Source organism: Nocardiopsis sp. YSL2 (genome assembly GCF_030555055.1).
GTDB lineage: Bacteria > Actinomycetota > Actinomycetes > Streptosporangiales > Streptosporangiaceae > Nocardiopsis.
In genome coordinates, this window is sequence record NZ_JAMOAO010000001.1 from 4928745 (window position 1) to 4955660 (window position 26916).

The following is a 26916-nucleotide window of genomic DNA, read 5'->3' on the forward strand; positions in this document are numbered from 1 at the left end:
CTGATGTCCCACCACACGTACCGCGTCACGGAGATCGTCGGAACCTCGCCACAGGGAATCGACCAGGCCATCCGCAACGGCATCGATCGTGCCGCCTCGACACTGCGCGAACTCGACTGGTTCGAGGTCACGCAGGTCCGCGGACACATCGAGGACGGCGCCATCGCGCACTACCAGGTGGGGCTCAAGGTCGGCTTCCGGCTCGACGACTGAGCCGCGGCGGTCGGGGCCGGGCTCCGCCGGGTCGTGCCGGCCCCGGCGGGGGTCAGCCGGCGTCGACCGCCTCCTCGCCCCTCTGGACGTCCACGTGCACGTGGTCCAGGTGGCGCAGGATCTCGTTGTCGGGGTCGGCCTCGTAGTGGCGCCAGCCCAGTGACGGGAAGGTCGTGCTCCAGATGCGGTCGTCGAAGATGATCACGGCGACCTCGTAGTCGGGGGCGTGCGCGATCAGCCAGTGCGCCATGATCCACCCCGCCCGACGGTTGTCCTCGTCGACCGGCCGGTAGAAGATGTCGATCGCCCGGCCCTCGTAGTGGGCCGAGTTCTCGCCGTGCCCCGTGTCGTAGCCGCCGGGCTCGTAGCCGCCAAGGCTCAGGTCGGCGAAGTGCCCGACCAGGCCGTCGTGGAGGTGCTGGGCGCGTGTCGTCAGCCCGGACGGCTCCAGCCCGTTCTCCACGCCGAGGTCGGGGTTGTCGGTGGAGCGGCAGGTCAGCGACGGTCCGGCGTCGTCCTCGGGCCCCTCCACCAGGCGCGTCATCACCTCGTCGGGGATGTCGTCGGTCTCCGGCGCCTCCACCGGGGCCGAGTCCCCCTGGACGGTGACGGCGGCCGCCGTGGTCGCCCTCTGCGCCTGCTCGCGGTCCAGGCGGACCTGGCCTTGGTCGGTCGTGACGGCGCAGTCGGGCCCCCAGGGCATCGACACCGGAGCGGTGCGCTGCATCACCCAGTGGGTCCCCAGGATCACGACCACAGCCATCACCACGAGGATGGCCACGGACATCAGGAGTCCGTTCCACCGGCGCCCGTACCCCGTCGGTCTGTGTGCCATGCGCAAGCCCCCTGTGTGTGCGTGCCGACGGCCTGGGCGGTCACCCCCTCGGCACTGATCCCAGACACATAACTCCGGAGGGGCTCACCAGATTTCGGACCTGGCCCGCTTGTGCCCCGGAAGTGTGTATGGCGACCGTCACATGTCGTGGCCACGAGGGTCGGTGCGGTGCTCACCAGACCGACCACAGGACGAAGAGCCCGCCCAGGACCAGTGTCACGGCCCAGATCCGGTCCATCGTGACCCCGCGCCAGCGCAGGGCGTGCACGCCCACGAAGTCATAGGCGATCAGTGCCGCGACGCCCGCCGCCGCCAGCATGGCCAGGGAGTGGACGGCGGTCGCGCCCGCACCGAGCAGGGTCGCGTCCCACAGGCTCCACGCGTTCCCGGCCGTCTCGGTGACCCCGGAGGCTCCGCCCGCCGATGCCGCCGCAGGTGCCCCCGCCTCCGCCTCTGCCCCCGCCTCCGCGGGTGCCGGGGCGGTCCCGGCGTGGTCACCGTGCCCGCCGCCGTGCACCTGTCCGAGCCGGCCGGCCAGGACCGGCATCAGCATGAGTCCCGCCCCGTGCGCGGACGACATCAGGAACGCCCACGCCGTCAACTGCCACAGCGACAGGCGGACCTCGCGCCAGTGGAAGTGCCGTCGCGACAACAGCATCAACAGCCCCACCAGAACGATCACGGCGCCCCCGGCGACCGGGAAGAGCACCGAGGCGGTCGCCGAGCCGGTGAGGGTGATGGCCACCGCCGCCACCCCCACGCTGGCGGCGTGGCCGACGGCGATCGCCGGGAGGGAGCGCAGTACCTCACGCCGTCCGCCCTCCTGGAGGCCGCGGGACACGGCCAGCAACCAGCCCATGCCGGGGTGCAGTCCGTGGAAGGCGCCGAGTGCCACGAGTGTCCAGAGCTGAGCGGTGGTCACCGCGCCAGGGTCACACCCGCGGTGGCCGCTCCACAACGGAACGTCCCCGTCTGGCCGGAGGTGGTCAGACGGGGACGCGGCGGTTTGGTCTCACACGCTCAGGGGCACAGCGTGTTCAGGTCCATCGGGTCGCTGCCGACCTGGCGGCCCGGATCGGCCGGCTCGGGCTCCGCCAGCCCGGTGTACTCCTGCCACTCGGTCCGCTCGTCCTCGGTGTCCTCACCGGCCGACTGCTCCGCGTCAGTCCCGTCGTCGGTGCCCTCCGTGCCGGTTCCGTCGGAGGCCTCCTCCGACGGGCTCTCCGGCAGCTCGTCACCAGCGTCCTCCTCGCCCGTGATCGCCACGGAGACCAGGGAGCGGACCGCCTCCCAGTCCGGGTTGCCGGTGTTGACCTGGGGCGGCGACAGCTGGAGAGCGTCCATCGCACCCCCGTCGGCGACCCTGTTGGCCAGCTCGATGAACGCCGGGACCTTGCTCTGCGGGATGTCGGTGGTCAGTGTGCGGGCGGTGGCGCCGGCCAGCTCGCGGTAGCTCGTGAGGATGGTGGTGGGCTCCACCTGGTCGGCGACGTACTTGATCAGGCAGCCCTGGCGCCCCATCCGCCCGTAGTCGTCCGTGGCGATCCGGGAACGGCCGTACCACAGCGCTTCGTGGCCGTCCAGGCGCTGCAGGCCCGGCTCCAGCACCCCGCCGTGCACGCCGTAGGGGATGGGCTCCTCGATCAGCACCTCGATCCCGCCGACCGCGTCGATGAGGTCGCGGAACCCCATCATGTCGACCATCGCGTAGTACTCGATGTCCAGGCCGATGTTGTAGCCGACCACCTCCTTGAGGGCGTCGGCGGAGGGGTCGGGCGCGGTCGGGTTGAACGCGAGCTCCCCGGGCTCCTCGGCGACGGTCTGGTAGACCTCGTTGAGCAGGTCGTTGAAGCCGTAGGGCGCCGGGTAGCGCTCGGCGAGGGCGCTGCCCTCGGGGAACTGGGCGTTCTCCAGGTTGCGCGGCAGGCCGATGAGCACCGTGTCCCCGGTCGCGGGGTCGACGCTGGCGACCATCATGGAGTCGGTGCGCACGCCGTAGCGGTTCTCCGCCGAGTCCGCGCCGATCAGCATGACGTTGACCCGCTCGGCCCCGTTCCAGGGGTCGGCGGCGTCGTGCGGGGGCATGTCGGGGCGCTCGGGGCCGCCGAAGACGTCGGAGATCGTCGTGTAGGCCGTGTAGCCGCCGTGCAGCGCCAGCGCGGAGGGCACGGCCACCGTCAGACACAGCGTGAGGACGACGGCCCCGCCGGCCACGCGCCGGCCGATCGGCGCGCCCTCGGGCCGGGTGATCACCCAGGAGTGCACGATCACGCTCAGCCACAGCACAGTCACGGCGAAGACCGCGGCCATCGATCCCAGGAGCCAGCGGTTCTGTACCGCCATGCCGGCCACCACGGTCAGAGCGTCGCCGTCACGGACTCCGAGACTGATCGCCCACGCGGCCAGAGCGGCGATGCCGAGGAGGTAGGTCCCCAGGATCACCCACCCGGCCAGGCGCCGCCGCATGCGCAGATGCGCGACGCCCGGGAGCGGGACCGAGGCGGCGGTCCACAGCAGGGCCCGCCTCGTGCTCGGGCGCGTGGGCGCCCCGTCCCGCTGCTCGTCCTCCGCTGTCACCGACGTTTCCTCTCCACTCGCGGGGCGCGTGCGCGATCCCCGTGACGTCGACATCCCGCTCTCGACCACCGTACGGCGACCGGGCACTGTCGAACGCTATCCCTGTTGTGGACACGCACGGAGGGTGCGTCCCGGTTCTCGATCCGGTGCACGTGCTGCCCCAGGACATCAGTGTGGCGGTTTGTCGTCGTTGTACGTACGGACGTCCCCGTCATAGGGATGTTCTATACAAGTCTGTTATGTGGTCTGTAGGTACTGGATGGGGGGTTGGGCGGGCTGTCCACGCCGCTCAAAGGGGTGAATCAACCGATTTCTTTCGTGATCAGTAGTGAACCGGCGCGACAACTGCGATGATCTGGCCGCAGGAGGGGGCGCTGTCCGGGGGAAGGGCGGCGTCATGGGAACGAAAGGCACCATAGTGCTGGATGCGGTGGACGCGGCGCTGATGCGCGCGTTGCAGGGGGACGGCAGAGCGACATTCCAGGCCCTGGCGGACGGGGTCGGGTTGTCCCGGACGGCGGTGCGCGCCAGAGTGCGCCAGCTCGTGCAGTCGGGGGCGATCCGGATCGTCGGCGTGCTGCACGCCGGTGTGGTCGGCATGGAGGTCCTCGGTCATGTGTCCTTCCGGGTCGATGGCCCGGTGGGGCCGTTGATGGAGGAGCTGGGCGAACGCGAGGCCGTGACCTTCGCCGCGCAGGCGGCCGGGCGCTTCCCGGCCGTCGCGCAGGTGCGGGTGGCCGACGACGCCGCCCTCACCAAGGAACTCGCCGACCTGCGGTCGCTGCCGGGGGTGGAGGGCGCGGAGGTGTTCCGTGCCACGTCGGTGTTCAAGGACGCCCACAGCAGTGTGCGGGAACTGCGCGACATCGAGTTGGACGCGCTGGACTGGCGGCTGGTTCGCCGACTGCTCAAGGACGGCCGGTCCTCGTACGCGGACCTGGCGCGCCAGGTGGGCCTGTCGCAGGCCGCGGCGCGCTCGCGCGTGGTGCGCCTGCTGAACGCCGGCGTCGTGCACGTGACGGCTCTGGTGGAGCCCTCGGCGGTGGGCGCCAACGAGCAGTTGGGGTTCGGCCTGCGGTGCCGGGGGGACGCCGGGACACTCGGCGCGGCGCTGGCGAACCTGACCAGGATCTCCTTCCTGGCCAGCGGATTCGGGCGCTACGACGTCATCGGAACGCTGACCGCGCCGGATCGCCACCGCTTGGTGGAGGCCCTGGAATCGGTCCGCGCGACGCCCGGGGTGTCGTACGTGGAGACCTGGGACCACCTGTCGGTGCGCAAGGAGCGCCGGGGCGGCGAGCGGCCGATGGGGTGGCCGCCGGGGTGACGGGCGCACGACTCCTCGTGCGTGCCCGGTGGCGCCCGGTGAACGAACTCGGGCGTCCCGGCCCTATCTGTAACCATCGGTAGCATTTTTGCGTGTTTCCATGGCGTATGCCTTGCGTCACGCTTAAGTTACCCGTGAGTATAGAGGGGGTCGGTGCGAGTCGACCGCACCAGGCGCGGGTGTAGTGGGAGGCAGACGTGGCGCTTGCTAAGACGTTGACGGCGGTGGGAACGGTGGGGCTCGCCCGGTGTGGCGGCCGCCCCTTCGGCACGCACCTGTTCTCGGTCTGGCCGGGGGCGGCGCTGGCCGCGACCGCCTTCCCGGTCCGCTGTACACCGGGGGACAACCTCGCCCTGCACGTGGCGGTGGCCCAGGCGCCTCCGGGGTCCGCCCTGGTCGTGGACGTGGCCGGTGACTCCGAGTACGGCTACGTCGACGAGATCATCGCCGTCGCCGCGCGGACCCGGGGCGTGGCCGGCATCGTCCTGGACGGGTGCGTGCGCGACATCGCCGCCATCGCCCGCTGCCAGCTGCCCGTCTTCAGCGCCGGGGTGGCCGTGCGCGAGGCCGGACACGACGCGGGGGGAGCGGTCGGCCAGCAGATCAGCATGACGGCCAACGGGCCAGCGCCGCTGCCGGTGCGGCGGGGCGACTGGATCGTCGCCGACGACGACGGTGTCGTCTGCCTGCCGCGAGCCCAGGTCAGCGCCATCATCACCGAGGCCATGAGCAGCCTGACCCGCGAGCGCGCGCTCGTCGACGCCGTGGCGGCCGGGGAGAGCACACTGGACCTGTTGGGCCTGGACCCCTCGCGGGTCGCGGGCTGGGAGGGCGCGAACGAGGAGCGTCCGCGGCCGGGCCTCGGACGGATGCACCGCCTGGGGCGCCGCGATACCGCCGCACGCGTGGTCGAGGGCCTGTCCGCCCTCCGGGCGCGCGGCGGCCACCTGCCCGCCCTGGGCGACGCCTACGGCACCGACTGAGCGCGGGGCGGAACCGGGCGGGGTTCGCAGGAGCAGTGAGCGGTCGGGGCCCGTTTCCTGAGGGGAGGCGGGCCCCGACCGGCGTGCGCGGCACGGTGGGGGGAGCGCGCACGGCCCGGCCGTGGTGAGCCGCTCAGTCCTCGGTGAGGGAGAGCAGTTCGTCGATGTAGCAGGTGGCCTCACGGGCGGCCGCGGGGGCGTCGGCGGCGCGGATCGCCTCCGTCAGGCCCGTGTGGTCGATGCCCTCGGTCGCCGAGGACGGGCGGTCGGCGGCTTCCGCGCTCTGCCCGTAGGCGGTGTGCGCGATGCTCGCGTAGACGACCTGGGCGATGTCGTCGTACAGATCGATGAGCAGGGTGTTGTGCGTGGCGTTGACCACCGCCCGGTGGAACGTGAAGTCGGCCTCCACGAACGCGCCCATGTCGCGCTCGCGCCAGGCCTCCTCGCGCAGGGCCATGGCGCGGTCGATGCCCGCCATGTCCTCCTCGCTGTGGCGCAGCGCCGCCAGTCGCGCGGCCTCCACCTCCAGCGCTCGGCGCACCTCCAGGTTCTCCCGCAGGCGTGAGCGCTCCAGCCGGCGGCGCAGGGCGCCGCCGAGCTCGCTGGAGGCGCGGACGAAGGTCCCCGCGCCCTGCCGGATCTCCAGGAGCCCGGCGTGGGCGAGGGCGCGGACGGCCTCGCGGACGGTGTTGCGGCCCACCTCGAGCTGGTCGGACAGCTCCGACTCGGTGGGGATGCGGTCGCCGACGCCCCATTCACCCGAGTCGATCTGGGCTCGTAACTGACTGATGACCTGGTCGACGAGACCGGTCCGGCGTGTCGAGGCGAGGGGCACGCGTAACCTCCTAGGGGCGGGTCGCCGGATGACTGGGCCAGCGCACGGGTACGGATCGGTTAGGCCGGAGCTTAGACCAGTTGCGGGCTGGAAATGACGGCGAACGGCAATGCGTTATCCTCATGAAGTACATCGGGTCATCCTATGAATATGTGAGCCCCCTCCCATGAGAGTCACCTCCGCACCGAGCACCGGCGATCAGAGCGGTTCCCCGCACGGGGGGACCGCTGCCTCCCGTCCCGGGCGCGGACTCCTGCTGCTGGTGGCGGTCGGTATCGCTCTGGCCGCCCTCAACCTGCGGACCGCCATCACCAGTGTAGGTCCGGTGCTCGGGGAGGTCACCGACGGTCTGGGCATGACCGCCGTCGGTGCGGGAGTGCTCACGACCCTGCCCGTGCTGTGCTTCGCCCTCTTCGGCGGGCTCACCCCGGCGCTGGCCAGACGCCTGGGGGAGCACCACCTCCTCGTCTTCGCCCTCGGCGCGGTCTTCGTCGGGCTCGTCGCCCGCGCCTTCGCGCCCTACCCCTGGCTCTTCCTGGTCCTGAGCGTCGTGGCACTCTCCGGTGGAGCGATGGGTAATGTCATCCTCCCCGCGTTGGTCAAGGAACACTTCCCCGACCGCGTGGGCCTGATGACGACCGTCTACACCACGGCGCTGGCGGCGGGCACCGCCATCGCGGCCGCGGCGACGGTGCCCGTGGAGCAGGCGACGGGCCAGTGGCGCGTCGCGCTGGGCTCCTACGCCCTCTTCGCGCTCGTGGCGGCCCTGCCCTGGCTCCTGGCCCTGCGCGCCGAACCGCGCCGCGGCGGGGGCGGACGCCACCTGAGCTTCCGCCAGGTGCTGGGCACGGGCATCGGCCGACAGGCCGTGCTCTACTTCGGGACCCAGTCCTCCATCGCCTACATCATGTTCGGCTGGTACGCGCAGATGCTGCGGGACCAGGGGATGGACGCCCAGTCCGCGGGCCTGGCGCTGTCGTACCTGACGCTGCTGGGCGTGCCGATGTCACTGATCCTGCCCACCCTCGTGACCCGGATGCGCAACACGAGCCCGGTCGTGGTCATGTTCGCGGTCGCCTACCTGGCCGGCTTCGCCGGGATGTGGGTCGCGCCGCTGACGGGGGTGTGGGTGTGGACGACACTCGTCGGCATGGGCATGGGCAGCTTCGTGTTCGCCCTGACCGTGTTCGCCCTGCGCACGCGCACGGGCCCGGGGACCGCGGCGATGTCGGCCACCAGCCAGAGCCTGGGCTACCTCATGGGCGGGGCCGGACCCTTCCTGTTCGGGCTGCTGCACGAGCTCAGCGGCGGCTGGCACGCGCCCCTGGCCCTGCTGGTGACCCTGACGGTGGTCAACCTGGTCGTCGGGATCCTGCTGTCGCGCCCCCGCTTCCTGGAGGACGCGATCGCCGCCCGGGAGGTCAGACCGGAAGCCAGTCGAGCCGGCCGATGAGGTAGACCGACCCGACGAACGCCACGACGTCGATGACCGTGTGCGCCACCACCAGCGGCATCACCCGGCCGTAGCGCAGGTAGAACCAGCCGAACACCAGGCCCATCACCAGGTTGCCGAAGAACATCCCCACGCCCTGGTAGAGGTGGTAGAAGGCGCGCAGCACGGAGCTGGCCAGCACCGACTTCCACGGCGACCATCCCAGCTGCCCGAACCGGTGCAGCAGGTAGCCGACCACGACGACCTCCTCCAGGACGCCGTTCTTGACGGCCTGCAGGACGAGCACGAGGGAGTCCCACCAGTGGCCCTCCAGGGTGCTGGGCGCGATGGTGCGCGTCAGGCCCAGCTGCCAGGACACGATGTAGACGACCAGCCCGCCCAGGCCGATCAGGGCCGCCAGCGCGGCGCCGCCGCCCAGGTCCAGGCCGGGACGTCGCACGTCGAAGCCGATCGTGTGTGCCGAGTCGCCGGTCCGGTGCAGCAGGTACAGCACCAGCAGGACCGGCGCCAGCGCGAAGACCACCGCGTAGAGCTGGTAGGACAGGTCCAGCCACGGCCGCTCGACGGCACGCGGGTTCACCAGGCTCGCGGTCTGCTCGGCGAGGCTCTCGGCGGCGGTCAGGGCGCCGGCGAAGGAGATGGTCGACGCCACCGCCGCCGCGCCCAGGGACAGGGCCAGGACGCACAGGATCTCCCAGCGCAGCAGGCGCGGGGCGAGGGGCGGGGCGGACGCGGTGTCGGAGGCGCGGGTCGCGCGCGCCTCGTGGTGGGTCTTGTCGCTCACGCGTCGAATCTACGTGCTGCCCGGGAGGGATCGCGACGGGCCCCGACCAGGAACGGCGCGGATCAGTAGCCGCCCGGCGCGTCCTCCTCGCCGTCCTCCTCGCCGTCCTCCGTGTCCTCCTGGTCCCCGGGCTCCTCCACGGCCGGGTCGTCGTCGCCCGTGTCCTCACAGGCAGCGGTGCCGAAGACGGCGGCGGCGGCGATCGCGCCGCCGACGAGGAGGCGCCGGGCGGTGACGAGGAACTGATCGGGGTGGTCGGCGGGCTTCATCGGGACTCCATCCGGTCGGGCACGCGTTCGTGCGGTCGAACCGCGTACCCGCCACCGTAGGAGGGGTTCCTCCGGTGCGGCCGGGGACGCGCCGGGGATCCACGGATCGGCGGTCGCGGGCTTTGGCCCGGGCGGGCGCCGCTCCGGACACAGGACAAGCCGCCGGCCATGCGCGTGTGACACGGACCGCGCATGGCCGACGGCTAGGGGGTGACGGTCGTCCCGCCCCGCCCCAGCCACGAAAGCGGGGTGGGACGACCGTCTGGGAACGAAGACCAGTGTCAGTGAGCCGCTGAGAACTGGTCTTCCTCGGTGGAGCCGGTGAGTGCCGTGGTGCTGGCCTCAGGGGAGATGGTCGTGCTGATGGCGTCGAAGTAGCCGGTGCCGACCTCGCGCTGGTGGCGGGTGGCGGTGTAGCCGCGCTCCTCCGCCGCGAACTCGGCCTCCTGCAGCTCGACGTACGAGGTCATCCCGTTGTTGGCGTAGCCCTTGGCGAGATTGAACATCGAGTAGTTGAGCGAGTGGAAGCCGGCCAGCGTGATGAACTGGAACTTGTAGCCCATGTGGCCCAGCTCGCGCTGGAACTTCGCGATGGTCGCGTCGTCCAGGTGCCGCTTCCAGTTGAAGGACGGCGAGCAGTTGTAGGCCAGCATCTGGTCCGGGTACTGGGCCTTGATGCGCTCGGCGAAGTCGCGGGCGACCTCCAGGTCCGGCGTCGCGGTCTCCATCCAGAGCAGGTCGGAGTGCGGGGCGTAGGCCAGACCGCGGGCGACGCAGGCGTCCACGCCGTTGCGGAAGCGGTAGAAGCCCTCCGCGGTGCGCTCGCCCGTGATGTAGGGCTGGTCGCGCTCGTCGATGTCGCTGGTGATCAGGGTCGCGGCCTGGGCGTCGGTCCGCGCGATGACCAGGGACGGGACGCCGGCCACGTCGGCCGCCAGACGGGCGGCGTTGAGCGTCTTGACGTGCTGGCCGGTCGGGATGAGGACCTTGCCGCCCAGGTGGCCGCACTTCTTCTCGGAGGCCAGCTGGTCCTCCCAGTGGACACCGGCCGCGCCGGAGGCGATCATGCCCTTCATCAGCTCGTAGGCGTTGAGGACACCGCCGAAGCCGGCCTCGGCGTCGGCGACGATCGGGGCGAGCCACTCGGGGGCGGTGTCGTCGCCCTCGGCCCAGGTGATCTGGTCGGCGCGCATCAGGGCGTTGTTGATGCGGCGGACCACGGCCGGGACGGAGTTGGCCGGGTAGAGGCTCTGGTCCGGGTAGGTGCTGCCGGACAGGTTGGCGTCGGCCGCGACCTGCCACCCGGAGAGGTAGATGGCCTTCAGGCCGGCGCGGACCTGCTGGACCGCCTGGTTGCCGGTGAGGGCGCCCAGGCTGTTGACGTAGTCCTCGGTGTGCAGCAGGTCCCAGAGGCGCTCGGCGCCGCGGCGGGCCAGCGTGTGCTCCTCGGTGACCGAGCCGCGGAGCTTGACCACGTCGTCGGCGGAGTAGGTGCGCTCGATCCCGGCCCACCGGGAGTTGGTCTCCCAGTCCCGCTGGAGTTCGGCGCTGGCTTCCTGACGTCGAGCGCTGGTGCCCATGTTCGTTCCCGCCTTACGTGTAGTCCCCAAGGTGTTCTCACCGGTCGAGGGAGGCCGAACCAGAGCCAGGGGGTGAGCCCTGGGCGGTATGTTCCCCGCCGGTAACTATGATTCTTGGGCAAGATCCAAGGGTTTTCCACCTCAAATCGTGTGAAGATCTTGGATTCTTTCCGTACTATGAACGCATGGCGTACTTTGGTGCTGAAGAAATACCGTCTTTGACGGGTGACCTAGATCTCGTTACCTTCGGGCAGCGGCTCCGTCATCTGCGCCGAGCGCGCGGCCTGACCCTCTCTGACCTGGGAGAACGCGTGGGTCGGGCGCCCTCGCAGCTGTCCCTCCTGGAGAACGGCAAACGTGAGCCCAAGCTCTCCCTGCTCACGTCCCTCGCCTCCGCCCTCGGTGTCTCGGTTGAGGAACTTCTGTCGAAGCAGCCCCCGAGCCGGCGCGCGCAGCTGGAGATCACCGTCGAGGAAGCCCAGCGCGACCCCCTCTACCAGGGGTTGAACCTGCCGCACCTGAAGGTCGGCAAGCGGGTGCCCAACGACGTCCTCGAACACATCGTGGGGCTGTACGACGAACTCAAGCGGCGCCACGCCAAGCCGACGGCCACCCCGGAGGAGGCGCGGCGGGCCAACGCCGACCTGCGCCGCCAGATGCGCGAGCGCGGCAACTACTTCGAGAACATCGAGAAGGCGGCGGCCGAGACCCTGGCCGCCGTCAACTACACCGCCGGGGCCCTGTCGCAGGGGCAGATCCTCGCGATCGCCACCCACCACGGGTTCAACCTCAAGTACGTGCAGGACCTGCCCCGCTCGGTGCGCTCGTTGACCGACCACATCAACCGGCGCATCTATCTCAAGCGCGAGACGACCCTGGGCATGCACAGCCCCCGCACGATCCTGTTGCAGACCCTGGGCCACGTCATCCTCGGCCACGGCCAGCCCCGCGACTTCGGCGACTTCCTGCGCCAGCGGGTGGAGGCCAACTACTTCGCGGCGGCCGTCCTCATACCCGAGTCCACCGCCGTCACCTACCTCCAGGAGGCCAAGCAGGCCCGCGACCTGTCCGTGGAGGACCTGCGCGACGTGTACTCGGTCTCCTACGAGATGGCCGCCCACCGGTTCACCAACCTGGCCCACCGCCACCTGGACCTGGTCTGCCACTTCATCCGCAACGACGAGACCGGCATCATCTACAAGGCCTACGAGAACGACGGCCTGGTCTTCCCGACCGACGACACCGGCGCCATCGAGGGCCAGCGCATGTGCCGCCAGTGGTCGGGCCGCCAGGTGTTCGCCTCCCCGGACCGCTACTCGATCTACTACCAGTACACGGACAAGCCCAACGGCACGCACTGGTGCGTGGCGCACGTGGACCCCAGCCGCGAGCGCAACTTCGCCATCACCCTGGGCGTGCCCTACAAGGAGTCCCGCTGGTTCCGCGGCCGGGAGACGACCAACCGGACCAAGTCCAACTGCCCCAACGGCGAGTGCTGCGTGCGTCCGCCCGCCGATCTGGCCGCCCGCTGGGAGGGCAACGTGTGGCCGTCGGCGCGCGCCCACTCCCACGTGCTGTCGGCCCTGCCCTCGGGCACCTTCCCCGGTGTGGACGAGCACGACGTGTACACCTTCCTGGAGAACCACAGCCGCGAGGACTGAGCGGCGCCCGCGTGCCGGGGCGGGGCGGCACGGGGGCGCGACGGAGGCGGGTCGGAGCCGAGGGCTGCGACCCGCCTGCGCCCGCCGGGTTGCGTGCGACAGGCGATAAGACGGTTCTGAACTGGTAAAACTCTGATCAATGGGCTTTCGGTGCGCGGCTCCGGTCGGGAACCATCACCCGTGTGGGGTGAGGCTCATGGGCTCCGATCCGATGTTCGTCATCACGGTGACGGCCGCCGCGGCCGTGGTCGCCGTCGCGGCCACGGTCGCGGTCATCGTGTGGCTGATGCGCCACGCGCAGCGGCCGGCGGCCGCGATGAACCGCAGGCTCGACGATGTGCGCCGCAGCGTCGAGCGGGCCCGTGTCCCGCGCGTGGCGGACGTCGTCCGGGCGGGGCGGGTGAGGGGCTCGCGGTACGCCGCACGCGTGGGGCGCCCCTGGGGCGAGGGGGCCGACCTCGCGGCGAAGGCGCGCCGGTGGGGTCGCAGCGCCGCCTCCCGGCTGCGGTCGGGGGTGGCCGGGCCGCCCGCGGCCGGCGGGCTCGGGTGGCCGGGGCGCGCGGCCAACGCCCACCCGGTGGTCGCGGTGGGCGCGCTCGGAGCGGCCGCGGCGGTGTCGTTCGGTCTGCTCTACGCGGGCACGGAGACGGCGCCGGGCTCCGGTGAGTCCGCTTCGCCCGTGGCCGGGACCGTGCCCCTGGCCGACCCCGACCCCTTGGTGGCCGACCCCACGGGCGAACCGGACGGAGCCGCCCAGCAGGCCCCCCGGCTGAGCGCGGCGACGGGGACGGCGCCGGGGGCCTCGGTCCCGGACGAGTCCGCGGAGCCGACGGGGAACGGGGAGACGTCGTCCCCGGAGGGCGGGGGAACCGCGCCGCAGCCGGATCCGGCGACCCCGACCCCCGACACCCCGCCGACCGGCGCCTCGGGACCGGATCCCGGTGCCGGGGAGGGTGCTGAGGCCGTCACCCCGACCCCCGAGCCGCCGCCCTCCGAGCCCTCAGAGCCCGCGGAGCCTCCTCCGGGACCCGGTGCGCCCTCGCCGCCCGGACCGGAGCCGCCGGACGAGCCCTCCCCGCCCGGGGATCCCACTCCACCCGAGGAGCCGTCGCAGGGCGTGGGGCCGTCCCAGGAGGCGGGGCCCACGCCCGAGCGGTCCGGGCAGCCCAGCGCGGAGCCCGTACCGTCCACCGCGGAGCCGTCCACCGCGGCCTCCCCCGAGGGGGCCGGTTTCTGACCGGCCCGAGCGCGGATCGGCGGTTCGCGGGCGGTGTCCTCCCACGGTTCATCCAGCGGTCGGGTCGCGTCGAGCCAAACGTGTTACCCTTGGTAACACTTAATGGCCGCCCTTCCCCCGGAGGGGCCGACAAAGGATGTAAGCGCATGAGTGAGGCCACCGCGCCCGCCTTCAGCCTGGAACTCAGCGAGGATGTTCGCGACGTCCGGGACTGGGCCCACGGATTCGCCGCCGATGTCATCCGCCCCGCCGCCGCCGAGTGGGACGAGCGGGAGCAGACCCCCTGGCCGATCATCCAGGAGGCCGCCAAGATCGGCCTGTACTCCCTCGACTTCTTCGCCAACCAGTGGCTGGAGCCCAGTGGGCTCGGCATCCCCGTCGCCTTCGAGGAGCTGTACTGGGGCGACCCGGGTATCGCCCTCGCGCTGACCGGTACCGGTCTGGCGGCCGTGTCGGTGGCGGCCAACGGCACCCAGGAACAGCTCCTGGAGTGGACGCCGCAGATGTTCGGCACCGCCGACGACGTCAAGCTCGCGGCGTTCTGCTCCTCGGAGCCCGACGCCGGCAGCGACGTCTCGGCGATTCGCACCCGGGCCGTGTACGACCAGGCCAGGGACGAGTGGGTGATCAACGGAACCAAGACGTGGGCCACCAACGGCGGCATCGCCGACGTGCACGTGGTCGTGGCCTCCGTGGAGCCCGAGTTCGGCTCGCGGGGCCAGGCGACGTTCATCGTTCCGCCGAACACCCCGGGTCTGAGCCAGGGACAGAAGTTCGCCAAACACGGCATCCGCGCCTCGCACACGGCCGAGGTCGTGCTCAAGGACGTCCGGGTGCCGGGTTCGTGCCTGCTCGGCGGCAAGGAGAAGCTGGACGAGCGCCTCGCCCGCGTCCGCGAGGGCAAGCGCTCCAACGGCCAGGCCGCGATGAAGACCTTCGAGGCCTCCCGCCCGAGCGTCGGCGCCATGGCGGTCGGCTGCGCCCGTGCCGCCTACGAGTACGCGCTGGAGTACGCGACCCAGCGCGAGCAGTTCGGAAGGCCCATCGGCGAGAACCAGGGCGTGGCCTTCCTCCTGGCCGAGATGGCCACGCGTATCGACGCCGCCCGCCTCCTGGTCTGGCGCGCCGCGTGGATGGCCCGCAACAACAAGGACTTCGACCGGGCCCAGGGCTCCATGAGCAAGCTCTACGCCAGCGAGACCGCCACGTTCGTCACCCAGAACGCCGTGCGCATCCTCGGCGGCAACGGCTACACGCGCGAGTACCCGGTGGAGCGCTGGCACCGCGACGCCACGATCTTCACCATCTTCGAGGGCGCGAGCGAGATCCAGAAGCTCATCATCGGCCGCCAGATCACCGGCTTGCCCGTGCGGTGATGTTTGCGCAGTTCAGCGTATTGGTTTCGTAATTTTGTTCTAGGTCGAACGGGGTGTGTGTTCGGTGAATGAGGGAAGGTTACCGCTCATGACCGGCACTTACCGCGTGTTCCCGCACGGGTGTTGCCGATCCTGTTACCGGCAACACTGGCAAGAGGTCAGCTCACAGAGGGTACGAAGAACACTACGCGCTGACGTGGTCAATGTGGTGGAGGGCTGAGCCGCTCAACACCAGAAGGCGAGAGTGGGGCCGGGTGGGGAAGCCCCCGGCCTCCATCACAGATCGTTGATGAACGCTGCTTCCGGCTCAGGGGGAAGCCGGTGCTCGGGGGTGACCATCTCGGGCTGCACGGGCAGCTCGGGCGTGAAGTAGTCCCACGGGTTCATGCCGGGAGGGCATCCGTAGGGTCCAGCCCAGGCCGCGGGTTCGTCCTTGTCGAGCTGGGCCAAGGCTGGTGACACGAGTCCTGCGGCGGTGCCTTCCTTGATGATGATCAGGACCCAGGGGAGCCCGTCTCGGAGGACGAGGCATGGTGTGCCGCTCAGGCGGGAGGTGACGATCACGCGGATCTGTGCGGTGGTGTGTTCCGATGGTCGGGTCTGCGCCGCCAATATGGTCACTGTGGGTCACCTTGCCTTACTGTTTCCGCTTTGCGGGGTTAAACCGCACCTTATGTCCCCTGTTCAGAACAGGGTTCACTCTCGGCGGGGCGAGCACGCCCATCTAACAGCGAGTGATACGTCGGATAATGGGACGCACGCGAAAGGATTTCGGTTGCCTCCGACCCGAATGCGCAAGCACGGTAGTCAGGGGCGGCTTAGGGCTGAGCCGCCTAGCACCATAAGAAGTGGGACCGGGGTGCTGGGAAACACCAGCCGCAGTCAGAGGTCGTTGATGAAGGCGCTTTCCAGATGAGCGGGGAGCCGGTGCTCGGGCTGGATCTGACTGGGGTGACGGGGCATGTCGGGGGGAGACGTAGTCCCACACGTTTCCGCCGGGCGGGCAGCCGAAGGGCACGAACCAGGCGTCGCGCTCAGCCTGCTCTAGTCCGGCGAATACGGGGGCTGCGTCGCCTGCTCTGACCCCCTGCTGAAGGATGATCAGTGAGTCCGTCTCGCAGGATCAGGCCCGGTGTGTCCGTCAGGTGGGGGGTGACGATCACACGGATGGGTCCGGTGGGCCGTTCTGCTTCTACGAAGTGTTCCGTCAAGATTGTCACTGTGTGTCACCGTCCTCGTGGTCCGACGTTTTCGCGGATCTCACCGTAGCCGGTGATCCCTGTTCAGGGCCATGCGTGAGACGGAAAAGCAGACTTCACGCTAACTCAGTGTGATACTCCCGATGTTAGGGCGCTGTTTGATGCCGAAAGGTTCACCCCTCTAGCTCGTAGTATTTCTCCAGCATCTTCAGCCCCACCGCCAAGTCCTTCACCACCTCGGCCGGGCTCAGAGACGACCCGGGCAGGGACGCACCGCGCTGGACGCCGGCTATCTCTCGGGACAACGTGTAGTCGCGTAGTCCTCCTGGGAGCTCGGTCCAGGTGAGCAAACCGTGCTCGGTGTCCACCCCGCCTACGACTCTCAGCTGTTCAGATGGGGGCGGGGTCGGCTTGGTGTCGACGGTGGTGGACCCGTTCTGGAGGTCTTGGAATTGGCCGGGCGCCCAGCCGAGCGTGTTTTCGAGGGCTGTGACGTTTTCGGGTCGGGGTGTGGTCTTGCCGCGGATGATGTTCCGGTAGGTGTTGGTGGTGACTCCCATCCGTGCTGCTATCTCCTGGACGCTGAGGCCCTTCTCGCGTCTGTACTGGTCAACGATGGTTTCGCGGCCAGCGCCTTCTTAAGGAGGGCGAACCCGCCCACCCCTGTGGCCCGTTCGAGGTCTTCGCGCATGCTTCCGCCCTTCCGGCGAATCGGGGGACACCTGGCGTCATGATCCACCACCCCAACCCCTGACACAGACAGGAGGCCCACAGTGGCCAACTCCTACAGGCCGAACCGGATGCTCGGCACCCCGCAGGCACAGGCGATGTTCGAGGCTCAGGAGCGGTGGGGGCAGGCGCTGTCTGCGTTCACCGGCATGGTCCAGCAGACCCGTCAGGCCGGTTTCGCGAAGCGGCAGGCTCGGGCGATCGTCGCGGCGTCCATCGTCCAGGACGTCGCAGGTTCAGCGTTCGTGAAAGACGATGTGGATGATGAGGAGTGAGCACCGATCAGACCCTCGGCCGGCACCGGGACGACCTGGTGTGCCGGGGAACGGCTTCGACCCAGCTGTGCAAGGCCGCCGGCAGCCGAGGGAAGGCCCACACCCGTTCCTCCCTTTCGAGGGCCGCTGGCCGAAGTGTGGGTTGCCCCGCTGGGTACCGACCCCACCGAACCCGGCTGGTCCTGGCTCGGCACCTTGACAAACCAAGCCCCCGCGCCGGCGCTCACCTCTCAGCGGATCTCCGACATGTTCGACAGCTCGCTGCACCACCTCATCACCCGTGAGGAGACCAACCCCTGATGGCCCGACTCCGAACCCTCAACGTGGACACGAAGGGCGGCCGGGAAGACATCCTGGTGCTCGACCAGCTCACTGACGCCGAACGCACTGGGGGGGCTCGACGAGGTCGCTATGATCGACGGTGACGTGGCCACCCTCCGACTGTCGGTAGGCGACCCCTGATGGGCAAGCTGACCGCCCCCATGACCGTGTACGTCAAGGTCGGCCGGGGGCGCCGCTACAAGCTCGGCACCGCCACCATCGACCTGCCCGTGAATCTCGACCCGGAAGGGTTCGGCACGCTCGGGCCTCTCGCCGGTCCGGTCGCGGACGGGTTGCGTGGTGCCGCGTCGGAGCTGGCGGGGGAACCGGACTGGAAGCACCTGGCGCTCACCCTCGCGTTGTCCATGGCGTTGAAGGGCCCGCAGGCGTACACGACCGCTGAGGACAACTACCCGGACCTGACCGTCAAGGTGAGGGACAACGGGGACGGGTCGGTCACCTACGAGTAGGGTGACTGATGTGGGCGCCCCCAGCTAGAAACCGGCGACCGTGCCCTTGGAGGAGATGCCACGGCGAAGCTCATCGAGCAGCACGAGATTGACGGACCTCTCCTCCTCGCTGTTCTCCACACTGTCCCGGACACCATCACCTGGTCCCACGCGGTGGACAAGGTCCTGGGCGCACAGCGCGGTTCCCTCCCACAGGGTGGCCGCCCGCATCCATACGCCTTCGCGGATGCACTCAGCGCAGTACCCCAGAGGAGGCATGGGTCGGGTGTCCGAACACTTCGTGGGGGGCTGGTCAGCCATGTTGGTCCTCCTGGTCGTGCGCGGTCCTTAGTTGGAGCCGCGCTGACCGCTGACAGTAGCTCCCCGCGGGGACATTCGAAGTCGTTCAGAACAATGGAGTCGCAACGAACAGGGGGACCACGGCCGGTGCCAGTGCTGCGAGTGCCACTAGGAGGCTCCCGACGGCAACCCATGTGGCACGCCTACCGCCCTTGTCGACCACAGCAGTGTGGTTCTCCAATGCTTGCCGGTGCAACTGGTTCTCCTTGAGAACCTCCAGCGTGACCTCGCGAAGCCGCTGGTTTTCCTCCAGCAGCCGGGCCGTCTCCTCGCGGTGCGCGTGGTTTGCATCGAGCACCTGCTGGGTCGCGCGAATCATCTTCGCGTTCTTGTAGGCCACGCTTGTCAACAGCCGGTCCAGGGTTGAGCTGTCGCGCAGGTCGATCGTCCCGGCGATGTCGTCATGGAAGAATCCTGGCGGAGGATGCTTCATGCGTCCACCAGCTTCCGGGTGACCCCAGCGCTTGTCCTCCTGTGTTCCGGTCACGGTGTCCTTCCTGCCGTCGCGAGTCGCGGGTGAGACGCGGCGTGGATGCCGGTGGTTCCCTGGGTGGCCGATGTAGGCCAGAGCAGGGCAGGGGGCGGGTGTTCCCGTTACGGTCACCCCGTGGATCTCACCCTCACCGACGCCTGGGCCCTGTGGTGGTCCGGCCAGCAGCTCACCGACCACACCCTGTACGGTGCCCCTGTGCTGTGGCTCGGCCGCGCAGGAAAGATGCTCGCGTTCCTCGCCGGATGCACCATCGTCCTGGATATCATCGGCTCCGAACGCCTCATCGCGTGGGGCGAACAGATCCAGACTTCTAAAGGGAAATGGATCTGGTGGACCTTGGTCCCTCTGGGAGCTCTGCTCGTCCCGTGGGTGAGCGTTCTGGCCTTTCGGCGCTGGGACCCTCCGGAAGGGACATTAGGGGCGGCCAACCAGATCGTGGGGCTCGCCAGCCTTCCCACTGCGATTGCGAGCTTGACTCTCGGAACGGCCCTCACGGTCGAGAAGACCCCTGCTGTTGTCATCTGGTTCGGCCGGCTCTTGGCTCGCCCCCGGTTTGAGTGGTGGCTGCGGGTCGTCGCGGCCCCGCTGTTCTTCGTCGGGTTCGCCCTGGACTACCTCGCGTCGTGACCAACCGGCCCACTCCGCAGTGCGCATTCGAGAGCGTTAGTCCCGCTCCCAAATCACTTGCACCTGTCCGCGCTTCTTTGAGACAGAAGCGCCATACGCACCACCGACCACAGTACCGATGGGGCCCCCGAAGAGGGTTCCGAGAAGAGCACCGTTGACCACCGGGGTCGCCGACGTGCGATCCGCATCCTTCTCCTGCTGCTGGATACGCCACCCCTGCGCGATCATCCTCTTTGCGTCCTTCTCGAACGCACGCCGGTCCTTGTACACCGACACCCGCAGAGTCTCCCGTGGCGGAACCAGCCCAGCAGGATCGAACCCCACCGCTTCCTCAGCAGCCGTCACCGACCCGTGCTCAGCGACAAGGCCCGCCAGCTTCTTGCCAGCAGCCCCGGACTCCAACGGGTCCAGTAGCTCGCCCGCAGCAACTGACTCTTCCAGTTTCGGCTTTGGGCTTGCCGGCGTCTCCAGGAGAGGCTTCCACCGGAACCCGGTGTAGTACCACTTCTCGTCGTCGGATATCACTGCCTTGCCGATGGTCATACGTGCCATCACAGCCCCCTGAGCGCGCCCCCTACCTGGTAAGACGCCATGGGCACGTCAGCGGTTGCGCGGAGGTGAACGTGCCTGCCCGCCCCTCTCAACCATGCAAGACCCCGGGGTGCCCGGGGAAGGCACGCCCCGGCAAACCCACCTGCCCTGATTGCCGCACCCGATCCAACCGGGACTTGAGGCAGTGCCGCGGCCACTCCTGGTGTGTCCTGTGTTTTTCGGAGTCGGATTTCTGGATCCTGGGACCACGTGACCCTTGAAGGAGGGCGTCGTGGGACGTCGTGGATACCCGGCCGAGTTCCGCCGCAAGGTCCTGGACCTGGTCGAGAGCGGGCGCAGCGTCGCGGACGTGGCGCGTGATCTGGACATCAGCACCGAGACGATCTACGCCTGGCGGCGCCAGGACCGTATCGACCAGGGTCTGGCCCCTGGCCTGACCAGCACCGAGAAGACCGAACTGGCCGTAGCGAACAAGCGCATCGCCGAGTTGGAGGCCGAGCTGGCGATCCACCGCCGGGCCAGTGAGCTGCTGGGCAAGGTGGTGCCCCCAAAAGACGGTTCGAGGCGATCGCGGTGATGGCCGCCGAGGGCCATCCGGTCCAGGTCGCCGTCCGGGTACTGGGGGTCTCGGAGTCCGGGTTCTACGCCTGGCGCGACCGCGGCCCCTCGGCCCGCTCCGTCCGGCACGTGCTGCTCACCGACACCATCCGCCAGATCCATGCCGCCTCCAACGGCGTCTACGGGGTGCGGCGTGTGCACGCCGAACTCACCCTCGGGCGAGGGATGCAGCTCTGGCACGGCACAGTGGCGATGCTGATGTCCCGGGCCGACATCAAAGGAGTCGCCGGCCGCCCGAAGTGGCGGCGGGCGCGGCCGGACCTGGTCTCGGCCGACCTGGTGGATCGCCAGTTCACCCGCCAGGGCCTGGACCAGCTCTGGGTCACCGATATCACCGAGCACCCCACCCGCGAGGGCAAGGTCTACTGCGCGGTGGTGCTGGACGTGTGCTCGCGGCGTGTGGTCGGGTGGGCGATCGATTCCTCGCCCACGGCGGCGTTGACCACGAACGCGCTCGGGATGGCCATCGACAACCGCCAACCAGCTCCGGGGACGGTCATCCACTCCGATCATGGCGTGCAGTTCGGATCTTGGGCCTTCACGCGTCGGGCCAAGGAGTCCGGTCTGGTGCCCTCGATGGGATCGATCGGGGACTGCTACGACAATGCCGTCATCGAGTCGTTCTGGTCGCGCATGCAGGTCGAACTCTTGGATCGGCGCAGGTGGCGAACCAGACTTGAGCTGGCCAACGCGATCTTCGATTACCTGGAGATCTTCCACAACCGGCAGCGCCGACACTCGGCGATCGGCTGGCTGACGCCCATAGAGTTCGAGAACGAACAACCGAGCACCGTGGCCTGAGAATCCGAGAACACGGCTCCACCAAACTCAGGACATGCCAGAGCCTCCAATAAACCCGGCACGAAACACCGCACCCAACCCGACAACGCGAGCCGAGTGGAAGCAACGAGGCGCGAAAGTCGTGATGATCAACGCCGACCAGGACACGCTCACCCACAGGGCACAGGCACACCGACCCACCGCATGGGCCGACCACATCACCGACTGGCACCGCCACTACCGGCCCGGCCACGTCGACCAGCACATTACCACCGGGTGACCCACCACCACCCCCAACCTGCCTTCGCGTTAACCCAGGTCAGAGCCCGCACGCCTTCCCTCCCCTCCACCAGGGGGTAGGGGGGTCGCAAGCGGCGCCGGTTGGCCGCGGACCTGGACCCGATGGACGTCAACGGCGGCGGCCGGGGCGTGCTCACCGTGCAGGAGTTCGACGGCAAGTCCCGGCGGATCACCGCCCACTACGAGTCCGGCGCCGAAGGCGAAATGGACCGCGACGTCGAAGGCCTGCTGTGGGCGACGGTCGGGCTGACGTTCCGCGCCGAGCAGCCGTTCTGGCAGCTGTCCCCCGTCGAGATCGTGTACCGCGGCCCGTCCGACAGCCCCCGCAACTGGCTGCCGATCCTCCCTATCGAGGTACGGCGGTCAGCGGCGATCGGCCCCGGCATGGGTATCCGTGTCGCCGGGTCAGTGCAGACATGGCCGGTGTGGACCCTGCGGGGCCCGATCGCTCCGGGGGCCCGGCTGGAGAACACGACGACGGGCCGGTGGATGGAGGTCACCACGGGGTTGGAGTTGGGGGATGAGCTGGTCATCGACACCCGGCCCCGGAAGAAGTCGGTGAGGTTGAACGGGGTTCGTGCGTACCAGCACCTCGCGCATCCGGGGTCCACTCTGTGGCCGCTCCCGCCGGGGGAGAACACGGTCGATGTGACGGCGTTCGGGATGGGGGAGGAGTCGCGGCTGATCCTGCGGTACACGCCGTTGGCTCCGACGGCATAGTGCGTTAGGTTTTTTCTAGGGCCAATTGTCTTTTTAATGCCAGTTATTCCACATCTTCAGTGAGCTGATGCGGTTGTTGGCCACGTTTCCAACGTAGGGTTCCGAGTACCCACTGGAGCTTCCACAAGCTACGCAGACGTAAATATCGCGTGCGTAATTGAATCCGTCGTATCCGCTCACGCTGTTGCATCGGTTGTAGGTCTTGAAGGAACTGATTCGGTTGTTCCATACCGATCCTACATTCGAGAAGCCGTAGCCGCTTCGGTCGCACGGCCCCGATGTACCCTGGATCCGGTAACTGGAACCTTGGAAGTTTTGTCCCGAATACCACGTCATCAGGTGGGTGCCACTGCTGGCCTGCTGGGCTTGGCGGGCGCTGTCCTTGTCCGTGTGGCATTCGTAGGAGAGGATACGACTCTCTTCCTCTCCCGAGCTGATTCCCTCCACGAGGAACAGGCAGTGCCTCTCTGGTGTGAATGAGTAGGCATCCGTGGTTTCGGCTTGAGCAGGCTGAAACGACGCCACGGCAAAAAAGCCTGACGCGGCAATAGCGAAAATCCTGGCCATCGTGCTCATCTTGTCTCGCTTCGTGATCCACGTCGAACTTGCTTCTCCATGTTTGTGCATCTGCGCAAGAGAGTCAAGGTTATGTGGGCAATGAGTTCAGTGAGTCAATGTGCATCAGAAATCTCATTCACTGGCATATGTGAGGATTTGAGGCTATTTTCCTAGATCTACTTGTTCTTTTCGGTGAGAGGCTGGTTCCCTAGTGGACGAATGGGTCATCCGGGTACGTAACGCGAACCGGGAAATGATCGGCGAGATCGATGACGAACAAGAGCTGGAGATCCGCGACCGCCACCTCGCCCACGGGGCATGGAAGATCGTCGTGGACGCCGACACCGACTCCGCCGCCCTCCTCGAAGAAGGCAACGGCATCGCCTTCGAGGTCAACGGTCGCACCGTGTTCTCCGGCCCCACCGCATGGTCTCCGAAGTCACCGATGACAACGCGGGCACCGGCCGCCCGGACGGCGCCGAAACCTCGACGTTCACCGGCATCAGCGACACGTCCGCGTTCCGGCTGATCATCTACCCGCTGTACACCACAGCGATCGCCGCCACAGGTGTAAAGCACACGGTGGACCGCACGAAGATCACCGGGCCCGCTGAGACCGTCATGGGCACACTCATCGACCAGCAGGCCGGGGCCGCCGCCCTCACCGCCCGCCGCCACCCCGGCCTGGTCATCCCCATCAGCCAAGGCCGCGGCCCCACCATCACCTCAGCGGAGCGGTTCACGGACCTGCACGAGCACACGTTCTTCCTCGGCGCCGGCGCGAACCTGGGGTGGAGGGAGTTGCAGAACGGCGCCGTCCTGGAGGCCGGGGTGTACGAACCCCGTGACCTCACCGGCGAGATGGGGTTCTCTGTTGAGCTGGGCAACGTCGACACGTACACCTACGAGCTGACCCCACCGGAGGTCACCCACCTGATCATCGGCGCCAGGGGGCAGGGCGCGGATCGGCTGCTGTTCCAGTACGTGCAGGCGTCGCCGCTGTGGCCCAACCTGGTGATCGAGGAATTCAATGACTCCCGCGACCTCAAGCAGCAGGCGGACGGCCCCGAGGACACCGAGTGGGTGGCCCCGGCAGTGGCTACCGCTCAACAGGCCGAGGAACGGTTCGCCGAGGGCGCCGCCACCCAAACCGTCGCGTTCGACCTGCTCCCCACAGACGGCCTCATCTGGGGTGAGGACGTCGACCTGGGCGACAGGGTCAACTTCGACACCCCCGGGGGGCCGTCACCGACCTAATCCGAGAGGTCGTGTACACCCGCACCCCCAACGACGGGCAGCGCATTACCCCCATCGTCGGCGACGAGATCCACATGCCCCGCACCTACCGGGCGCTCCGCCGCCTGCGCCGAGAGGTCGCACGCCTGGCCGCCGCCTGAACCTCCCCTCCCTGCCCGCTCATGGGCCCACGCCGCACGGTGTGGGCCCTTCTCCATGAAAGAGGGCACGTGGTGGCAGAAACATCCGGCGTTTTCGCTGGCAGCCCACTGGACGCCGCCGAAGACCTAGCCCGCCTGTTCCGTCAGTTCGCCCCGCCTGGGGTCGTTACCGCAGGGCCCGGGGTAGACCCGCCCACCGACGTCGTCGACGAACTCGCAGTCACCGCGAACAGGACCGGGCTCATCACCATCAGCACCGGATACGCGCTCGTCGGCGGCTACTGGTACCGCGTGGCGGTGCCCATCAACCGGGCCGTTGAGGTGAACGCTTCCACGCAGGCTCGCCGGGACCTGGTGCGGTGCGTGCCGACCCGCAGACGGACCAGGCGACCGCCTTCATCATCCCGGGCAGCGCCGGGTCCGGAACCGCCCCTGCCCCGACCCGTGAGGGCGCCGGGGTGTGGGACGTGGTCCTGGCCGTGATCACCGTCGCCGGGGGCTCCTCTGTGGTCATGCCGGGCGACGTCGACACCAGCGTCCGCGAATACACATCCCCGTCCGGGGCGGTGCCGTGCCTGCCCTCGAACCGGCCGCCCGTCCCGCATCGGGGCATGGTGTGCTTCGAGACCGACACCGGCCGGGTGCTCGTGTGGTCCGGGTCCAGTTGGGCGACGGTCGCGGACACCGAATACCCCACCGACTGGCAGCCCATCACCCTGCGCTCTCGGTACCTGTCCCCGCCTCACGGCTACAGCCCCTCGTGGCGGTGGGTGCGCTCCGGGACGGTCGAGTTGCGCGGCACCATCGCCCGCTTCCACGACTCGGCTACGTCCTCACGATTGACCCGGTCACCCAGGCCACCGCCATCATCGCGACGGTCTTGCTGGACGGCACAACCGGCAACGCGGTGGTCGCCCCCGAAGCGTCCGTTTCTGATGGGACCGGGCTGACCGTCGCCGTGGAACTCGGTGACCCCGCGGACCAGGTCGCGGACGTCACCGTGTAGGTGATGATCCGATGAGTACGACCACGATCCGCGACACGTTCAACCGGGCCGTCGTGGACGGGTGGGGTGCCACCGACACCGGCCACCCCTGGCAGACATCCGGTGGCGCCGCCATGGACCGTCAGGTATCGGGCGGCGCCGGCCGGGTCACCCTGCACGCCGCCCCGGGGGCCATCCGTTCCCAGCGGATCGGCCGCCCGGCCACGGACGGGGAGATCGTCACCCAGGTCGTGGCCGGGCAGGTGTCGGAAACCACGGCCTAGTGTTCTGATTGGTTAGTTCACTTGCTGATGCGTTGGCAGTATGAGGCGATGCTGTCGAGGATCTCCTCTGCGGTCTTGGTCCACACATAGGGTCGGGGATTCTCGTTCCAGGACGCGGCCCAGGCGCGGATGTCCTTCTCCAGGGCCTGGACGCTGCGGTGGGTGCCGCGGCGGATCAGCCGGTTGGTGATCTCGGCGAACCACCGCTCGACCAGGTTCAACCAGGAGGAACTGGTCGGGATGAAGTGCAGGTGGAACCGGGGGTGGCGCAGTAGCCACCTTTGGATCTCGGGGGTCTTGTGCGTGGCGTAGTTGTCCAGGACCAGGTGCACCTGCAGGTCCGCGGGGACCTCGCGGTCGATCTTGGCCAGGAACTTCTTGAACTCGATGGCGCGGTGGCGGCGGTGGATCGAAGTGATCACCTGCCCTGTGGCGGTGTCCAGCGCGGCGAACAGGCTGGTCACCCCGGCACGCACGTAGTCATGGGTGGCCCGCTCGGGGGTGCCGGGCATCATCGGCAGCACCGGCTGGGTGCGGTTGAGCGCCTGGATCTGGGACTTCTCGTCCACGCACAGCGCCACCGCCCGTTCGGGCGGGTCGAGGTAGAGGCCGACGACGTCGCGGACCTTGTCGATGAAGAACGGGTCGGTGGAGATCTTGAACTGTTCCCGCCGGTGGGGCTGCAGGCCGAAGGCGTTCCAGATGCGCCACACCGCGTTCTGGGTCATGCCGGTGTGCTGGGCCATGGAGCGCGTGGACCAGTGGGTGTCAGGGGCGGGTGTGCTCTCCAGGGTGGCGGCCACCACCGCCTCGACCTGGGCGTCGGTGATCGTGCGCGGCCGTCCGGGCCGGGGTTCGTCGGTCAGGCCGTCCAAGCGGTGCGCGATGAAGCGCTGGCGCCACTTGGTCACCGTGGGCGCCGATACTCCTACCTCGCGGCGGACCTGGGCGTTGGACAGGCCTTCGGCGCAGGCGAGCACGATCCGGGCCCGCAGGGCCAGGTCCTGTGCGGTCTTGCGTCGTCTGACCCACCGCTGGAGCTCGGCGCGTTCTTGGTCGCTCAGCTCCAGCGGGGGCAGCTTCGGTCCAGGAGCACTCATCCTGCAACCATAAACGAAATAACCAATCAGAACACTAGT

At 68.9% G+C, this 26916-nt stretch carries 31 protein-coding genes and 1 pseudogene; 18 read left to right on the plus strand and 14 right to left on the minus strand.

Annotated features, from left to right (window positions below; all coding sequences use genetic code 11):
* The first annotated feature begins 3 nt into the window (after positions 1-3).
* Positions 4-213, plus strand: a complete 210-nt coding sequence (locus tag M1P99_RS21710) for a dodecin (RefSeq protein ID WP_304454425.1) — start codon at positions 4-6, stop codon at positions 211-213.
* A 52-nt stretch (positions 214-265) separates the two neighbouring features.
* Here the strand turns inward: M1P99_RS21710 and M1P99_RS21715 are convergent, their stop codons facing one another.
* The 3 genes from M1P99_RS21715 to M1P99_RS21725 all read right to left on the minus strand — a co-directional run bounded on the left by M1P99_RS21715 (position 266) and on the right by M1P99_RS21725 (position 3625).
* Positions 266-1048, minus strand: a complete 783-nt coding sequence (locus tag M1P99_RS21715; RefSeq protein WP_304454426.1) for a hypothetical protein — start codon at positions 1046-1048, stop codon at positions 266-268.
* 172 nt (positions 1049-1220) lie between these two features.
* The gene (locus M1P99_RS21720) at positions 1221-1970 is read right to left on the minus strand and encodes a cell wall anchor protein (protein WP_304454427.1); all 750 of its coding nucleotides are present in this window, start codon (positions 1968-1970) and stop codon (positions 1221-1223) included.
* A 98-nt stretch (positions 1971-2068) separates the two neighbouring features.
* Positions 2069-3625, minus strand: coding sequence for an LCP family protein (locus M1P99_RS21725; RefSeq protein WP_304454428.1), 1557 nt, complete (start codon positions 3623-3625; stop codon positions 2069-2071).
* Positions 3626-4043: 418 nt separating this feature from the next.
* On the opposite strand from M1P99_RS21725, the gene M1P99_RS21730 reads away from it, so the two are divergent.
* Together M1P99_RS21730 and M1P99_RS21735 are read left to right on the plus strand one after the other, a co-directional pair.
* Positions 4044-4952, plus strand: coding sequence for an Lrp/AsnC family transcriptional regulator (locus M1P99_RS21730; protein ID WP_304455791.1), 909 nt, complete (start codon positions 4044-4046; stop codon positions 4950-4952).
* A gap of 224 nt (positions 4953-5176) precedes the next feature.
* Positions 5177-5935: an RraA family protein gene (locus M1P99_RS21735; RefSeq protein WP_304455792.1), complete on the plus strand. Its 759-nt coding sequence runs from the start codon at positions 5177-5179 to the stop codon at positions 5933-5935.
* 133 nt (positions 5936-6068) lie between these two features.
* Here the strand turns inward: M1P99_RS21735 and M1P99_RS21740 are convergent, their stop codons facing one another.
* Positions 6069-6770, minus strand: coding sequence for a FadR/GntR family transcriptional regulator (locus tag M1P99_RS21740; RefSeq protein WP_304454429.1), 702 nt, complete (start codon positions 6768-6770; stop codon positions 6069-6071).
* A gap of 166 nt (positions 6771-6936) precedes the next feature.
* Here M1P99_RS21740 and M1P99_RS21745 point away from each other — a divergent pair, with 166 nt between their 5' ends.
* Entirely contained in the window at positions 6937-8223 is a 1287-nt protein-coding gene (locus tag M1P99_RS21745; protein WP_304454430.1) for an MFS transporter, read from the plus strand.
* Here the strand turns inward: M1P99_RS21745 and M1P99_RS21750 are convergent.
* The 3 genes from M1P99_RS21750 to aceA all read right to left on the minus strand — a co-directional run bounded on the left by M1P99_RS21750 (position 8192) and on the right by aceA (position 10856).
* Positions 8192-9007: a CPBP family intramembrane glutamic endopeptidase gene (locus tag M1P99_RS21750; protein ID WP_304454431.1), complete on the minus strand. Its 816-nt coding sequence runs from the start codon at positions 9005-9007 to the stop codon at positions 8192-8194. The genes M1P99_RS21745 and M1P99_RS21750 overlap by 32 nt on opposite strands.
* Before the next feature lie 62 nt (positions 9008-9069).
* Positions 9070-9276 (minus strand): hypothetical protein, encoded by a 207-nt coding sequence (locus tag M1P99_RS21755; RefSeq protein ID WP_304454432.1) that lies wholly within the window; start codon positions 9274-9276, stop codon positions 9070-9072.
* 281 nt (positions 9277-9557) lie between these two features.
* Positions 9558-10856, minus strand: coding sequence for an isocitrate lyase (gene aceA / locus M1P99_RS21760; protein WP_304454433.1), 1299 nt, complete (start codon positions 10854-10856; stop codon positions 9558-9560).
* Positions 10857-11074: 218 nt separating this feature from the next.
* Between aceA and M1P99_RS21765 the strand changes: the two genes are divergently transcribed.
* The 3 genes from M1P99_RS21765 to M1P99_RS21775 all read left to right on the plus strand — a co-directional run bounded on the left by M1P99_RS21765 (position 11075) and on the right by M1P99_RS21775 (position 15130).
* Complete coding sequence (locus M1P99_RS21765; RefSeq protein ID WP_304454434.1) at positions 11075-12517, plus strand: helix-turn-helix domain-containing protein; 1443 nt, start codon at positions 11075-11077, stop codon at positions 12515-12517.
* 196 nt (positions 12518-12713) lie between these two features.
* Positions 12714-13754: a hypothetical protein gene (locus M1P99_RS21770; protein WP_304454435.1), complete on the plus strand. Its 1041-nt coding sequence runs from the start codon at positions 12714-12716 to the stop codon at positions 13752-13754.
* A gap of 146 nt (positions 13755-13900) precedes the next feature.
* Complete coding sequence (locus M1P99_RS21775; protein WP_304454436.1) at positions 13901-15130, plus strand: acyl-CoA dehydrogenase family protein; 1230 nt, start codon at positions 13901-13903, stop codon at positions 15128-15130.
* A 276-nt stretch (positions 15131-15406) separates the two neighbouring features.
* Here M1P99_RS21775 and M1P99_RS21780 read toward each other — a convergent pair whose 3' ends face one another.
* On the minus strand, positions 15407-15742 hold the full coding sequence (locus tag M1P99_RS21780; protein WP_304454437.1) for a hypothetical protein: 336 nt from the start codon (positions 15740-15742) through the stop codon (positions 15407-15409).
* A gap of 760 nt (positions 15743-16502) precedes the next feature.
* Positions 16503-16946, minus strand: coding sequence for a helix-turn-helix transcriptional regulator (locus M1P99_RS21785; protein WP_304455793.1), 444 nt, complete (start codon positions 16944-16946; stop codon positions 16503-16505).
* 156 nt (positions 16947-17102) lie between these two features.
* On the opposite strand from M1P99_RS21785, the gene M1P99_RS21790 reads away from it, so the two are divergent.
* Positions 17103-17333, plus strand: coding sequence for a hypothetical protein (locus M1P99_RS21790; protein WP_304454438.1), 231 nt, complete (start codon positions 17103-17105; stop codon positions 17331-17333).
* 461 nt (positions 17334-17794) lie between these two features.
* Positions 17795-18124, plus strand: coding sequence for a hypothetical protein (locus tag M1P99_RS21795; RefSeq protein WP_304454439.1), 330 nt, complete (start codon positions 17795-17797; stop codon positions 18122-18124).
* Between the two features lie 24 nt (positions 18125-18148).
* On the opposite strand, the gene M1P99_RS21800 is transcribed toward M1P99_RS21795, so the two are convergent.
* Both M1P99_RS21800 and M1P99_RS21805 read right to left on the minus strand, forming a co-directional pair.
* Positions 18149-18334, minus strand: a complete 186-nt coding sequence (locus M1P99_RS21800; protein ID WP_304454440.1) for a hypothetical protein — start codon at positions 18332-18334, stop codon at positions 18149-18151.
* A 175-nt stretch (positions 18335-18509) separates the two neighbouring features.
* The gene (locus tag M1P99_RS21805) at positions 18510-18950 is read right to left on the minus strand and encodes a hypothetical protein (protein ID WP_304454441.1); all 441 of its coding nucleotides are present in this window, start codon (positions 18948-18950) and stop codon (positions 18510-18512) included.
* Positions 18951-19070: 120 nt separating this feature from the next.
* On the opposite strand from M1P99_RS21805, the gene M1P99_RS21810 reads away from it, so the two are divergent.
* Positions 19071-19583, plus strand: a complete 513-nt coding sequence (locus M1P99_RS21810) for a hypothetical protein (RefSeq protein WP_304454442.1) — start codon at positions 19071-19073, stop codon at positions 19581-19583.
* A 36-nt stretch (positions 19584-19619) separates the two neighbouring features.
* Here the strand turns inward: M1P99_RS21810 and M1P99_RS21815 are convergent, their stop codons facing one another.
* On the minus strand, positions 19620-20126 hold the full coding sequence (locus M1P99_RS21815; protein WP_304454443.1) for a hypothetical protein: 507 nt from the start codon (positions 20124-20126) through the stop codon (positions 19620-19622).
* 280 nt (positions 20127-20406) lie between these two features.
* Between M1P99_RS21815 and M1P99_RS21820 the strand changes: the two are divergent.
* From M1P99_RS21820 to M1P99_RS21830, 3 genes and pseudogenes are all read left to right on the plus strand, one after another.
* A pseudogene (locus tag M1P99_RS21820) lies at positions 20407-21554 on the plus strand (IS3 family transposase).
* A gap of 124 nt (positions 21555-21678) precedes the next feature.
* Entirely contained in the window at positions 21679-21813 is a 135-nt protein-coding gene (locus tag M1P99_RS21825; RefSeq protein WP_304454444.1) for a hypothetical protein, read from the plus strand.
* Between the two features lie 101 nt (positions 21814-21914).
* Complete coding sequence (locus M1P99_RS21830; RefSeq protein ID WP_304454445.1) at positions 21915-22553, plus strand: hypothetical protein; 639 nt, start codon at positions 21915-21917, stop codon at positions 22551-22553.
* Positions 22554-22586: 33 nt separating this feature from the next.
* Here M1P99_RS21830 and M1P99_RS21835 read toward each other — a convergent pair whose 3' ends face one another.
* Positions 22587-23129 (minus strand): hypothetical protein, encoded by a 543-nt coding sequence (locus M1P99_RS21835; RefSeq protein WP_304454446.1) that lies wholly within the window; start codon positions 23127-23129, stop codon positions 22587-22589.
* A gap of 193 nt (positions 23130-23322) precedes the next feature.
* On the opposite strand from M1P99_RS21835, the gene M1P99_RS21840 reads away from it, so the two are divergent.
* From M1P99_RS21840 to M1P99_RS21860, 5 genes are all read left to right on the plus strand, one after another.
* Positions 23323-23640 (plus strand): hypothetical protein, encoded by a 318-nt coding sequence (locus M1P99_RS21840; protein WP_304454447.1) that lies wholly within the window; start codon positions 23323-23325, stop codon positions 23638-23640.
* The gene (locus M1P99_RS21845) at positions 23538-24368 is read left to right on the plus strand and encodes a hypothetical protein (protein WP_304454448.1); all 831 of its coding nucleotides are present in this window, start codon (positions 23538-23540) and stop codon (positions 24366-24368) included. The genes M1P99_RS21840 and M1P99_RS21845 overlap by 103 nt, the downstream gene beginning before the upstream one ends.
* 11 nt (positions 24369-24379) lie before the next feature.
* Complete coding sequence (locus M1P99_RS21850) at positions 24380-24508, plus strand: hypothetical protein (RefSeq protein WP_304454449.1); 129 nt, start codon at positions 24380-24382, stop codon at positions 24506-24508.
* Positions 24509-25388: 880 nt separating this feature from the next.
* Complete coding sequence (locus tag M1P99_RS21855; protein WP_304454450.1) at positions 25389-25514, plus strand: hypothetical protein; 126 nt, start codon at positions 25389-25391, stop codon at positions 25512-25514.
* Between the two features lie 11 nt (positions 25515-25525).
* Positions 25526-25777: a hypothetical protein gene (locus tag M1P99_RS21860; protein WP_304454451.1), complete on the plus strand. Its 252-nt coding sequence runs from the start codon at positions 25526-25528 to the stop codon at positions 25775-25777.
* A gap of 17 nt (positions 25778-25794) precedes the next feature.
* On the opposite strand, the gene M1P99_RS21865 is transcribed toward M1P99_RS21860, so the two are convergent.
* Complete coding sequence (locus tag M1P99_RS21865; RefSeq protein WP_304454452.1) at positions 25795-26877, minus strand: IS630 family transposase; 1083 nt, start codon at positions 26875-26877, stop codon at positions 25795-25797.
* Positions 26878-26916 lie beyond the last annotated feature (39 nt).